This window comes from Myxococcota bacterium, assembly GCA_039030075.1.
Classification (GTDB): Bacteria; Myxococcota_A; UBA9160; order UBA9160; family SMWR01; genus JAHEJV01.
In genome coordinates, this window is the sequence record JBCCEW010000029.1 from 34,804 (window position 1) to 47,346 (window position 12,543).

A 12,543-nucleotide genomic window follows, 5' to 3' on the forward strand; every position below is an offset into this window, starting at 1 on the left:
TCCCATCGTGCCGCTGTCGCTAGGCTCGCGAGTGGTCCCGCTGCACCCGTGGACTGATCAGCTTGATTCTGAGTTTACCTAGGACTTCGGGCCCCCTGACCGATGCCGTTGGTCCTTCGTCGCGTTGCATTGATCGTCACGTGGTACGTCTCATCCCCCCTCTGTCATTGACGCTGTGGCATTGTGGAAGCCTCTCGGTGCGAGCGCGCCTGCGTCTCCCGACGCCTTCTCAGAGAATCATGCCACTCTCTATCGGTGATCCCACTTCGCTAGAAATCTGGAGGAGCCGCTGCCTGTCTACTCGATCGTGCCACGCAGCCTTGGCATCGAGTTGAGCGCCGACGCTCTGAAGGAAGAAGACGCCGTTACGGTGAAGCAAGCAAGAAAGCGGGTCCGTCTCCGAGTACGCTTCGAAGTAGGTCACGCCCCGGTCGCCATCCGTCACGAGTATCTCATGGCGTGCTGCCACAACTGCTGCGAAGGCCGAGCGAGACGAGTCGTCGCTGGTCTCGAGCACGATGTCCTCGAGCAAAACGCTCTCGCACGTTCTGCGAGAGGACGCCGACCACCGCAGTGTGATGAGCGCGCGATTCTTGAGGCAGCAAAGGTTCTCCCTTGTGTCACCGGTGCGATGCATCGGGTTCTCGAGGAACGTGCCATACACAAGGAATCGAGATAGCTGGTCAGCTTGGCTCGGCTCACGAATCTTGAGGGACGCCAGATAGGCAGATTGGTCCCGACGCTCCATGTCAAGCACTTGCACGAGGCGCGGGTATTCGTCCGCGTCGACGAGTAAATGGGTTCCGTTGTATTGAAACGTCGCGAATCGCGTTACGGATTCCCCGCGCCGCGAAGCTGCGTGACGTAGCGGTGGTCTTCGGAAGGCGATCTTCTCGTTCATGATGGACTGCTAATCTGCAGCCGCGACCGTTCCGCCATCGCGATACTCGTCGCCGAGAGCGGGAGCGCTCTGGCGCAGGTTGAAGAGCGGTTCCTCCTGGAGACGACGCTGTGGAGCGCGTGCAGGAACGGCGTGCGGGGTTCACCGAACGGGCTTCGAGACATCTTCGGGCACTCAACCATCTCTCTCACCTGCAGCGGATCATTGGCCAAGCCTAGAGGGCGAGCGTTTCCGAAATCTTCGTTCTCTGTGTAGAAGAACGAACTTCGTGTTGGTCGTCGGGCTGGCTGCGGCCCTCCGCGGGACGAGTATCCTCCGGAGATCACGCGAGAGCCTCCTAGAACGAGTAACTCAAGAAGGCGCCACCCATCCCCTGATCCCGCGATCCGCGTCGCCTCACAAGCGGTGATTCGGCTGCATCGCCGAGCAGCTGGTCATAGCCGCCGAATGTCGTTAGTGAGATGTGCCTCGTAAGCGGAATAGAAATGGTCGCGTGGAAACCAGCCGAGCGAAGCCCGCCATCCGCTTCGAACCGTGCAAGTCCCGAGCGACTCGATGCTCTCGGGGATACCCCAAAGAACGAGTCCATGTACTTCGAATCCGCGAAAGTCACCTCAGGTCCTAGGCTATAGAAGCCCATCTTCCCGAGAACCGGAAAGGCGCTCTGGTACTTGATCGTTCCGCTGCCGACGAGGCCGTGGTGACCATTCGTGCCTTGCACGAGCTCGATCTTCCCGACGAACCCATCTACCGAGTACTCGACGAATCCTCCCAGTTCGATCGTGAAGTCGACGTTGTCAAGTCCATCGAGATCGTCGGTCCTGCCCCCAACGATCTGAAGCGGGTTGCTGCCGTCTTCATTCCGGCCGAAGTCGAACGTGGCAAGGGGCCCCGCACGGAAGCCATGAGAGTTGATGAGGTTCGCCCCAAGACCTTCGAATGAGAGGAAGATGGTCTGTTTGTAGTTGACACTCAGGCTAGGAACGACGCTCATGATGTAGCTGTCGTCACCCAGATAGGTGGGCGAGGCGATTGTGCCTACTGCGAGACTCACGTCCCAGTCGCCTCGCTCAGGAGGGGGGCCGTTGCCGGGTGCATCGCTCTCTTGCGCTGTCGCAGCGCCGGCGATGAGGTTCCAGGTGGCAACGATGAGAAGGGACCTCTTCACGCGGCTCAATGGCTTCTCCTCACGGTTTGGAGCACGCGGGGACCATCGGCATGGAGGCTTTCCGCAATCTGTTCGCTGTATGAAGAAGTGTGAATTCTCCCCGCGGATCCTTCCGAACGGTCGTGAACTGGCCGATTCTATTGGCGTTCCAGCCGGAAGGTCCCACCGTCGGATCGACTGAGAAGCAATGGGAGACCGGACGTGGCAGCCGGGGTTTCGCGTCGTCGTGTGTTGCTCGTCGAGGACAATGAGCAACTAGCTGGGATGGTCCGTGACTACTTGGGCCGGTCAGAGTTCGACGTCACAGTTGCAGGCACCGGCTCCGAGGGCCTAGCGCTGCAGGGCGCGCGCACGTTCGACGCGATCATTCTCGATATCATGCTGCCAGATATCAGTGGCCTAGAGGTGTGCAGGAGCCTCCGCCCCTCCGACGACACACCGATACTGATGCTCACGGCGAAGGGAGACCCGAATGATCGAATCGTGGGTCTGGAGCTTGGCGCGGACGACTACCTACCAAAACCTTTCGAGCCCCGAGAGCTCCTAGCGCGCTTGCGAGCGATCTTGCGTCGTGGCCGGGCGAGCGGTCCGGACGACACCCTGCGATTCGGTCGCCTCGAAGTTGACCGGGCCGCGATGAAGGTGAGCGTGGATGGAGCTCCATGCGATCTCACGTCCCATCAGTTCCGCCTGCTCGAAGCGCTGGCGTGTGCACCTGGGCGAGTCCTAAGCCGTGAGCAGCTCGTCGCTGCTGCTCAGGGGACAGAGATGGTGGGAATGGACCGTTCCGTCGACGTACACATCTCGAGAATCCGGGCTGAGATCGAGGATGACCCACGCCATCCGAAACGCGTCCTCACCATTCGTGGTGCCGGCTACGTGTTCGCGCGGTCCCAGGATTGACGATGGCTAGGCGCCATCTCTTCGCCCAGTTCTGCCTGATCTTCGTCGTCGCGCTCTTGTTCTACGCGATCATGACCACAGCGCTCTGGAACGTCATCGGGCACAACGAGTTCGAAGCTGATCTGTTGAACCGAACCAGCAGGCTGGCCCAGCGACTCCTTCCGGGCGCAGATGCGCCCCTCAAGGTCCACCAGGCAGTCGCCCGCGATCTCGGAGCCGCGTTGGAGGTGGAAATCACAGTGTTCCGGGCCGACGGTTCCATCCTCGCGAGTCCCGACGTACCGTCGGCGTTCCCCGACTCGGTGCCGGCTCCGGGGAGCTGGACGCTGAATGACGGAGACACCAGATGGACGACTTCGCTCACAGACGGCCGTGTGGTCGTCGTTCGACTGGATCGGCAGGGTGCGCTCAGTGAGAGAGCCACTGTCGGACTCTTGCTTGTCACGCTTGCCCTGTTCATCGCTGGGATTTCGTATCCACTGATCCGGGGAGTAACACGGCGCCTGGAGCGCCTTGAGGTTCAAGTCCGACGAGTAGGCTCCGGCGACTTGAACGCTCGCGTGGACGTGGAGGGGGACGACGAGATCGCGGCTCTCGCCCGGAGCTTTAACCACGCTGCGGCGGAGATCGAGACTCTCGTGACATCCCAACGCCTGCTCCTTGCGAACACGTCCCACGAGCTTCGCACTCCGTTGACGCGCATTCGGTTGGGCGTGGAGTTCTTGAAGAGTGGTGAGGACCCCGAACGAAGGGCAGGCCTCGAGAAGGACATCCGCGAGTTGGATGAGCTGATCGACGAGCTTCTGACCATCTCGCGGCTAGACACCGATCCACTGAGTGTGCCCCTGGAGAAGGTGGACCTGCTGGGTCTAGTGGCGGAAGAGGCCTCACGATACCCGTTCAGCAGTCTCGGGGGTGAGCCCGGGCTCGTTCTAGGAAACGTCGGCTTGTTGCAACGGCTTGTGCGGAATCTTCTCGAGAACGGGATCAAGCATGGCGAGCCGCCCATCGACATCTCCGTGTACGCGACACATGAGCACGTAACGCTGAACGTGTGCGATCGCGGGGACGGGTTCAGCGAGTACGATCTCGATCGCGTTCTGGAGCCCTTCTATCGGGGCAAGGGCTCCAAGCAGAACGACGGATATGGCCTTGGTCTCTCCTTGGTGCGTCGAATTGTCGACATGCATGGCGGCCAGCTGACGATCGCAAACCGTGAGGACACCCACGGCGCGACGATCGAGGCTCGGTTCCCGAGGGTCTTCGAGGACTCTCCGAGATAGCATCAATGAGTCTATGGGCTCAAACCGCAGACCCAGGCGCACCCCGATGCGTCGGTTGCCCTCCGGCCCAAAAGCGTGACCTAGCGTCTACGACTCCCGCCCGGTCCGCGGGTACGGCGGCGGGCCCACGAAGGGTCGCGGGAACGGCCCGGTGTGCCACTGCTTCGAGGTGACGCGCCGGATGATCTTCCAGTCGTCGCCGGCGCGGATCAGATCGTCCTGGTAGCGCAGGCCGAGCACGAGGTGCTGGAGCGGACTGTCGGGCGCTTCCATGTGATACCCGACCACCCAGCTCTCGACGAATCCCTCGTCTCCGTCGATCTCGACGTACTGGTTCCCGACGAAGTGCATCGTGGCATCCCAGGCGTGCAGCGCCTCTTCCAGACCGTTCAGATAGCCGTCGAGATCACCCTGCTCGGCGGTGCCGACGCAGACGCAGTCCGGGTGGAACACGCTGCGCACGAGATCGAAGTCGATGGAATCGACGCCGTAGGCGTAGCGTCGGTAGAGGTTCTTGATGACCTCGCGATCCCGCAGCCAACGGACCGTCGCTTCGTGGTCGCCGATCGGAGGAGGCGCGCCCTCCCGAAACTTCATGATGCGACGCTTCTCGTTGCGGATGTCCGCTTCGGTCATCGTTCCCTCCTGGTGGACGCCCCGAACGCGAGCTCGTCGCGCTTCGGCTCCTTCATCATCGCGTAGAGCTCCGCGGTCTCGTAGGGCGTGTTCACGAGCAGCCGCCCGTGGGCGTCGACGTAGTAGTTCCGATCGACCGAACGCTTGTCCTTGACGAAGGCCAGCTCCGACGAGACCGCATCCGTCTCTTCGTTGTAGGTCTGGTAGGCGTCCTCGGTCACCGACACCTGCGCATGCCCCTCTTCGAACATCGTGTCCAGGCACTGGGCCACATAGGCGGCCCAGATCTGGAACCACGAGAGGAGCGAGATGCCACCCGAAACCGGTTGGGAGTTCGGGCCGTAGAGCATGAAGAAGTTCGGGAAGTGCGGGACCATCATGCCGAGGTACGCGCGCGGGCTCTCAGGAGCCCAGTAGTCGCGCAGACGCACTCCGCCCTCGCCGTGGTACTCGGCCGGCCACAGGAACTGATCGACTTCGAAGCCCGTCGCCGAGACGACGAGATCGAACTCGTGCTGCTTCCCGTCGGCGGTCTCGATCCCGCGCTTCGTGAAACGCTCGATCCCCGACGTGACGAGCTCGACGTTGTCGCGGGTCAGGGCCTGGTACCAGCCGTTGTCGACGACGGGGCGGCGCACCATCGGCGCATAGTCGGGGACGAGCTGCTCGAAGAGATCGGGCCGATCTCCGATCTGCTGCTGGATGTAGTCGACCATGAACTCGCGGAGCTGCTCGCTCTTCTCCGTGATGTACCCGCCCTTCGCCTCCCACTGCTCGTCCGGAATGAGGAAGTCCTCGTGCCAGGTCATCAAGCCGATGATCGAGGTGTAGCGACACCAGTTCCAGTAGCCCGGGACGTGGTCGAGGAGCCAGCGCACCTCGGGCTCGATCGGGCGGCCGTAGTTCGGCCGCGGCGCGATCCACTGCGGCGTGCGCTGGAAGACGTGGACCTGTGCGGCCTCGTTGGCGACCCGCGCGAGCAACTGCACCCCGGACGATCCGTTCCCGATCACCGCGACGCGCTTGCCGCGCACGTCGATGTCGTTCGTCCAGCGCGTCGGGTGGACGAGCCCGCCTTCGTAGGCGTCGATCCCTTCGATGTCGAGCCGCTTCGGCTTCGAGAAGAGCCCGGCGGCACTCACCACCACGTTCGCGCGACGCTCGACACGCTCGCCGTCGTTGCCGCGAAACACCAGCTGCCAGCTCGAGGTGGCCTCGTCGAAGCGCGCGTCCTCGAGGTCGTGACCGAGCCGCATGTGGGGACGCACCCCGTGCTTCTCGGCGATGTGCTCGAGATAGCCCCGCACCTGCTCGCCCCGGGCGAAGTACTCGCGCCACCGATAGGGCTCGTCGAAGCTGAACTCGTAGTGAAGGCTGAGCGTGTCGACGCGGATGTCGGGGTACTTGTGGATGCTCCAGGTCCCGCCGATCTCGTCACGGCGATCGTAGAGCACGTAGGGAATGCCGAGACGACCGAGCTGCACCGCCATCGCGATCCCGGCCGGGCCGGCGCCGATGATCGCGACCTCGAAGCCCTCGGGCACGGGTGCGGCACCGTCGGGGCGCTCGTGCAGAAAGGGAAAGGGCGTGAAGGCGAGGAACTTCTTCCGCACTTCGAAGTGCGCGTCGCGGGTGGGAACGCCGAGCACGAGGTCCATCAGCTCGCGCACCTCGTCGTCGGAGGGAACGCGGCGCTCGAACCCCGAGGCGTGGGCCTCGAGCAGCTCGACGGCGCGCTCGGCGAGTCGCGCGGTACCGGCCTCGTCGAGCCCCGCCACCGGACCGAAGCTCGCGAGCTCCGGGTCTCGGGTCGCCTGGTAGAGCGCCGCGCGGAGCGCAGCCAGGTCGCAGGCCGCGACGGCGCGACGGAGAAAGGCAGCGTCGACGGTCTCGCTCATCAGCTCGCTCCTCGTGGCCGTGAAGCGGCCCCAGACTGCGAGAGTGCGGGTTCGGCGGTCGCTGCGTCTATTGCAATGGCGATAATCTCGTCGCATCCGTAATATCGCTGGATCGTGTCCAGACGCGCCCTCTCTGCGACCCGGGCCGCGGATCTCCTGAACTTCCTCGCGGCCCACCCCGACGAAGCGCTCACCTATTCCGAGCTCTCGAGCCGGCTCGGCATCAACCAGGCCTCCACCCACAATCTGCTGATGGCTCTCACCGAGTGCGGCTATCTCAGCCGCGACCCGAAGAACCGCACCTTCTCGCTGGGCGCGGCGCTGGTCGCGATCGGGGATGCCGCCCTCCGCGGAAACCCGATCGTCGACGAGGCTCGCGTCGGCATGGCGAAGCTCGCGAAGGAACTCGGGATGGGAGCGGTCGCCCTGGTGCGGGCCGGTGGCGATGCCCTGTGCATCTCGCGCGCCGGGCCGCGGCGCGCGCGGGTCGACCCACCGGAGGTCGGGCAGCGCATTCCCATCATCGCCCCGCTGGTCTCGGTCTTCGTGGCCTGGGCACGCCACGAGGCCGTCGACCAGTGGCTGCTGCGCGGCAGCACGTCGGCCCGCGACCAGCGCCGAGCGCGCGAGATCCTCGAACGCGTGCGTCAGCGCGGCTACAGCGTCGCCCTCGAGGTGCCGGGCCGGCGCCGGCTGGGCGCACTGATCGCGGACCTCGCCGAGGATCCGCACTCGGCAGAGCTGCGCCATCGGCTCCAGGCCACGATCGGAGAACTGGGCCGTGCGTCCTACCAGCTGCGCGAGGTCTCGGGTCAGAAGCAGAGCATCAGCACGATCACCGCGCCCGTCTTCGATCGCCACGGCGAGGTGAGTGTCGCCGTCTCGCTGCAGGTATTCGAGCAGGCCATGGACCCGCGCGAAGTCGCGAACATCGGCGACCGCCTGCTCGCGCTCACCCGGTCGGTGTCGCGCAGCTAGCCCTGCGTGGGGTTCGCGCTCACGCTTCGCGGCAGAACTGGGCCAGGCTTGCGGCCGTCTCCCGACTGATGTCCGGACACGCCATCTGGAAGATCTCGGTGCCGTGGATCGTTCCCATCACCTGGCGACAGCGGGCGGGGACCCCGGCGCGCAGCAGCATCCGGTAGAACTCGATGCCTTCGTCGCACAGCGGGTCGCATTCGTTCACGCTGATCACCGTTGGCGGGAACCCCTGCACGTCCTTCTCGGTGGCGAAGGAAGGCCAGGCGAGGGGGTTGCTCTTCTCGAGTTCCTCGATTCCGTAGGCCATCGCGGCGCGATTGCTGTGCAGGTCCAGCAACAGCCCGTTGTTCTCCACCGACGAGGGAAAGCGATCCTGGGGCCAGCGCCCGGCGATGTAGGGACAGAGCGCGTAGAGACCGCGCACCAGGCCGATGTCCCCGTCGCGCAGGAGCTGCATTCCGGTGGCGAGGGTGAGGTTGCCGCCTCCGCTCTCGCCCGCGACGATCAGCCGGCTCGGATCGATGCCGAGGTGGGCGGCGTGCTCCGCCACCCAACGCACACCCGAAACGCAATCGTCGAGGCCCGCCGGAAACGGCGCGACCTCGGGCGCCGAAGACGCGATCATGCAGTTGCGGAAGTCGACCATGGCGACGGCCACGCCCTGCGCGGCGATCGTTCGCCCCCAGGCGCGGTAGATGCCGTCGAAGCAGGACATCGTCTGCATGCCACCGCCGTGGAGATACACGACCCCGGGCTGGGGCTCTGGGACGTCGGGACGGATCAGTTGCACCTGGATCGTGTTGCCGTCGGGTGCGGAGGTGAACGCGTGGGTCTCGGTGACGAGACCCTTCGAAGGCGCGATCTCCTCCGAATCCAGTTGGTCCATCGAGACCTTGATCGCCTCGGCCGCGGCGCGCGCCTCGGGGCTGTTCGCTTCCGCGATCAGCTCCTCCCGGCTCTTGGCGTCTGCACGCGCGATCGTCGGGAAAGACCCCATCGCGGCCTTGATCCGGGGATCGATTCGGGGGTCGGCTTCGATCTTCGAGGCCATCAGCGGCTTCCTCCAAATTCGAGGACGCCGCGGGCCAGGCGTCCGGCTTCCAGGTCTTCGATCACCTCGGCGATCGACTCCATCGGGTAGACCTTCGTGATGAGTTCGTCGAGCAGCAGGTCTCCCGAGAGATAGAGCTCGGCGTAGCGCGGGATGTCGCGCTGAGGCCGGCTGGCACCGTAGCGACAGCCCAGGATCGAGCGGTCGAGGAAGAGCGTTTCCGGCAGGAACTCGATGCCGGTCCCGAACGGGGTGACCCCCAAGAGAACGAGACTGCCGGACCAATCGAGATAGGCGAGCGCCTCCTCCATGACGGTCTTCTGGCCGACGCACTCGAAGGCCCAGTCGGCGCCGCCGCGCGTCAGATCGATGACGGCCTCGGCGACATTGCCCTGGCTCGCGTCGACGAAGTGGGTCGCGCCGAACTGGCGCGCCAGAGCCTCCTTCGCCGGGTTCGCGTCCACCGCGACGATGGTCCCCGCGCCGACGAGCCGCAGCGCCTGGATCGCGTTGAGTCCGATCCCGCCGACCCCGACCACGACGGCCCGATCCCCGGGCTCGACGCGCGCGCGGTTGAGCACGGCGCCGGCGCCGGTGAGCACGCCGCACCCGATCAGGCACGCGGACGCCAGCGGCACCTCCTTTGGAATCGGGACCGCTTGCGTCGCCTTCACGACGGTGACCTCCGCGAAGGACGACACGTTCGCGAAGGCGTAGTGGGGCTTCCCGTCGAGGGTGAATGGTGTCGGGCGGTGGCCGAAGGTGTCGCGACACATCGTGGGCCGACCCCGATCGCAGTGGGTGCAGGTCCCGCAGTTACCGAGGGTGGAAAGCACGACGTGGTCGCCGGGGGCGAGGTGGCCGACGCCCGGCCCGACCTGCTCGACGACCCCGGCGCCTTCGTGCCCGAGCACTACGGGGGTCTCGAAGGGAATCGTGCCGTTCATGACGCTGAGGTCGCTGTGGCACACGCCCGAGTTCGCGATGCGGACCGTGACTTCCCCCGCGCCCGGCGCGCGCACCTCGAGCCCGTCCCGAACGCGCAGCGCGTTCCCGTCCCAGACGATGCCTTTCATGCGTGCGCTTCCTTCCGACTCGCCAGACCCGGAGCCTCGGATCGGGCTCTGGACAGAGATCCAGTCGCAGTCTGCCCGAGCCCCTGCGCCGAGGACACACCCGAGAGGAGGACCGTGTTTACTATTTGTACCTGAAAAGTATACTTCGACAATGGCGGCCACCCCCGAGCTCTACCCGCCCCGCGACACCGCGGCCTACCGCCGCATCCTCGCCGCGGCCGAAGCGTCCTTCGGGACCCTCGGTTTCCAGAAGACGACCGTCGTCGAGATCGCGGCCGCCGCCCAGGTCTCGAAGCCCCTCGTCTACCGGTACTTCGAATCGAAGGAACACCTCTACGAGGTGGTCACCAGCCGCCTGATGCAGAGCTGGAACGAAGAGCTCGTCGGCGCATTGGCCCTCGCCCGCCAGCCGGGCGAAGGCGCCCCTCAGGGCAACGTGTCCGAAGCGCTGCGGCGCATGCACCGCGTCTCGCTCGAGTACGCGCGTCGCAGCCCGCTCCTCCGCGGGCTCCTCGCCAACGAGGGCCGCTTGCTGCTGGCGTCCTACGGCGATCTCATCGAGCGCACCATCGGCACCCTGCGCAACCAGATCGCCCAGTGCCTCCAGCAGGGGATCGACACTGGCCAGGTCCGGCTCGATCTGCCCCTCGATGCCATGGCCGATGCGGTCACCGAGATCCACCTCGCGTATGCGGAACGCGTCGTCTCGGGAACGGAGAGACCCAACGCCCAGCAGCTCTCGCTCGATGCGTTCGAGTGCCTGCTGTTCGGAATCTGCGTCAAGGAAGAGAACACCCCCACCATGAACCGACGGAAGAAACGATCGCGATGAAGACCTTTCGAAGACTTCCCGCCGAGTCGGAACTCCCGGCGATCCGGGAGAAGTACGACCGAGAGCGCGACAAGCGGCTGCGCGAGGAGGGTTCCTCTCAGTTTCGCGATCTCGCTCCCGAAGGAACCCATAACGACGTCGACCCCTACGTCGAGCGCGGCTTCACGCGTGCAGCGATCGAGGCGGAAACCGAGGTCGTGATCATCGGCGGCGGCTTCGGCGGCATGCTCATGAGCGTCCGCCTGCTGGAAGCGGGGATCGAGGACTTCCACATCATCGAGGCGGGCGGCGACTTCGGCGGCACCTGGTACTGGAACCGCTACCCGGGCGTCCAATGCGACGTGGAGTCCTACATCTACATGCCTCTGCTCGAAGAGGTCGGGACGATCCCGACCGAGAAGTACGCGCACGGGCCCGAGATCTTCGCCCACGCGCAAGCGATCGGGCGCCACTACGACCTCTACGCGCGCGCTGCGTTCCAGACCCAGGTGCGGGGCCTCGACTGGGACGAGCCCGCGAAGCGCTGGCTCGTTCGGACGGACCGGGACGATCGCATCCGCGCGCGCTTCGTCTGCATGGCGACCGGGCCCTACTCCCAGCCGAAGCTGCCGGGGATCCCCGGCGTCGGAAGCTTCGGCGGCCACACCTTCCACACGAGCCGCTGGGACTACGACTACACGGGCGGCGACACGAGGGGCAGGCTCACGAAGCTCGCCGACAAGCGCATCGGGGTCATCGGCACCGGAGCAACGGCGATCCAATGCGTTCCCCATCTGGGCCGCGATGCGAAGCAGGTCTTCGTCTTCCAGCGCACCCCTTCTACGGTCGACTACCGCGAGAATGCGCCGACCGACCCGGAGTTCGGGAAGACCCTCGAACCTGGCTGGCAACAGCAGCGAATGGACAACTTCAACGCCCTGATGGATGGACTTCCCCAGGGCGAAGACCTCGTGGGCGACCGCTGGACGGAGCTCACGCGCGGCCTGCACGAGGTGATCGCGGCGAGCACCAACCCCGCGGACCTCAGCCTCGACGACATGGCCGGCATCGCCGAGCGCGTGGACCTCGCCAAGATGGAGCGCGTGCGCGGTCGGATCGACGAGGTCGTCGAAGACCCGGCGACGGCCGACGCCTTGAAGCCCTGGTACCGGTACCTGTGCAAGCGCCCCTGCTTCCACGACGAATACCTGCAGGCCTTCAATCGGCCGAACGTCACGCTCGTCGATACGGACGGCCGGGGCGTCGACGAGATCACTCCGCGCGGCGTCGTGGCCAATGGCGTCGAGTACCCGCTCGACTGCCTGATCCTGGCCACGGGTTTCGACGTCAGCACGAACTACACGCGCCGCGTCGGCTACGACGTCGTGGGGCGCGACGGGCAGCGTTTGAGCGAGAAGTGGAACGAACGCGTTTCGACGTTCCAGAGCTTCTTCACCCGCGGCTTCCCCAACTGCTTCTTCATGATGGGGTTCCAGAGCGGTCTCACCCCCAACATTCCCCACACGATCAATGAGCAGAGCCTGCACCTGGCCTACGTCATGCGACAGGCCCTCGACCGGGGCGCCGCGACGGTCGAGCCGACCCAGGAAGCCGAAGACGCGTGGGGAGCCCTGATCGACAAGGGGGGCACCTTCCAGCAGCTGCAGGCGAACTGCACGCCGGGATACTTCAACGACGAAGGCAAGGTCGGGAAGAAGAGCCAGGGCTGGCAGGCGGGCTTCTACCCGCACGGCTCGGAGGCGTTCTTCAAGCGCCTGCGCAAATGGCGCACGCAGGGCGAGCTGGACGGTCTCGAGCTCGACTGACTCGCGGGC

Annotated in this window: 11 protein-coding genes; 5 read left to right on the forward strand and 6 right to left on the reverse strand. The window is 65.3% G+C overall.

Annotated elements, in window-relative coordinates:
- Positions 1–229: 229 nt before the first annotated feature.
- Together AAF430_22850 and AAF430_22855 are read right to left on the reverse strand one after the other, a co-directional pair.
- Entirely contained in the window at positions 230–901 is a 672-nt protein-coding gene (locus AAF430_22850) for a hypothetical protein (protein MEM7413089.1), read from the reverse strand.
- Positions 902–1,238: 337 nt separating this feature from the next.
- Entirely contained in the window at positions 1,239–2,069 is an 831-nt protein-coding gene (locus AAF430_22855; protein MEM7413090.1) for a MipA/OmpV family protein, read from the reverse strand.
- 201 nt (positions 2,070–2,270) lie between these two features.
- Here AAF430_22855 and AAF430_22860 point away from each other — a divergent pair, with 201 nt between their 5' ends.
- Both AAF430_22860 and AAF430_22865 read left to right on the forward strand, forming a co-directional pair.
- Positions 2,271–2,972: a response regulator transcription factor gene (locus tag AAF430_22860; protein ID MEM7413091.1), complete on the forward strand. Its 702-nt coding sequence runs from the start codon at positions 2,271–2,273 to the stop codon at positions 2,970–2,972.
- A 2-nt stretch (positions 2,973–2,974) separates the two neighbouring features.
- On the forward strand, positions 2,975–4,255 hold the full coding sequence (locus tag AAF430_22865; GenBank protein MEM7413092.1) for an ATP-binding protein: 1,281 nt from the start codon (positions 2,975–2,977) through the stop codon (positions 4,253–4,255).
- A gap of 87 nt (positions 4,256–4,342) precedes the next feature.
- On the opposite strand, the gene AAF430_22870 is transcribed toward AAF430_22865, so the two are convergent.
- Positions 4,343–4,891: a nuclear transport factor 2 family protein gene (locus AAF430_22870; protein ID MEM7413093.1), complete on the reverse strand. Its 549-nt coding sequence runs from the start codon at positions 4,889–4,891 to the stop codon at positions 4,343–4,345.
- Positions 4,888–6,789, reverse strand: a complete 1,902-nt coding sequence (locus AAF430_22875) for an NAD(P)/FAD-dependent oxidoreductase (GenBank protein ID MEM7413094.1) — start codon at positions 6,787–6,789, stop codon at positions 4,888–4,890. The genes AAF430_22870 and AAF430_22875 overlap by 4 nt, the downstream gene beginning before the upstream one ends.
- Positions 6,790–6,903: 114 nt before the next feature.
- Here AAF430_22875 and AAF430_22880 point away from each other — a divergent pair, with 114 nt between their 5' ends.
- The gene (locus tag AAF430_22880; GenBank protein MEM7413095.1) at positions 6,904–7,767 is read left to right on the forward strand and encodes a helix-turn-helix domain-containing protein; all 864 of its coding nucleotides are present in this window, start codon (positions 6,904–6,906) and stop codon (positions 7,765–7,767) included.
- Positions 7,768–7,786: 19 nt separating this feature from the next.
- On the opposite strand, the gene AAF430_22885 is transcribed toward AAF430_22880, so the two are convergent.
- Positions 7,787–8,821 (reverse strand): alpha/beta hydrolase, encoded by a 1,035-nt coding sequence (locus tag AAF430_22885; protein ID MEM7413096.1) that lies wholly within the window; start codon positions 8,819–8,821, stop codon positions 7,787–7,789.
- The gene (locus tag AAF430_22890; protein MEM7413097.1) at positions 8,821–9,897 is read right to left on the reverse strand and encodes a Zn-dependent alcohol dehydrogenase; all 1,077 of its coding nucleotides are present in this window, start codon (positions 9,895–9,897) and stop codon (positions 8,821–8,823) included. Before AAF430_22890 ends, AAF430_22885 begins: the two co-directional genes overlap by 1 nt.
- Positions 9,898–10,048: 151 nt before the next feature.
- Between AAF430_22890 and AAF430_22895 the strand changes: the two genes are divergently transcribed.
- A complete protein-coding gene (locus tag AAF430_22895) occupies positions 10,049–10,729 on the forward strand; it encodes a TetR/AcrR family transcriptional regulator (protein MEM7413098.1) in 681 nt (226 codons plus the stop codon).
- Positions 10,726–12,534, forward strand: a complete 1,809-nt coding sequence (locus AAF430_22900) for an NAD(P)/FAD-dependent oxidoreductase (protein ID MEM7413099.1) — start codon at positions 10,726–10,728, stop codon at positions 12,532–12,534. Before AAF430_22895 ends, AAF430_22900 begins: the two co-directional genes overlap by 4 nt.
- Positions 12,535–12,543 lie beyond the last annotated feature (9 nt).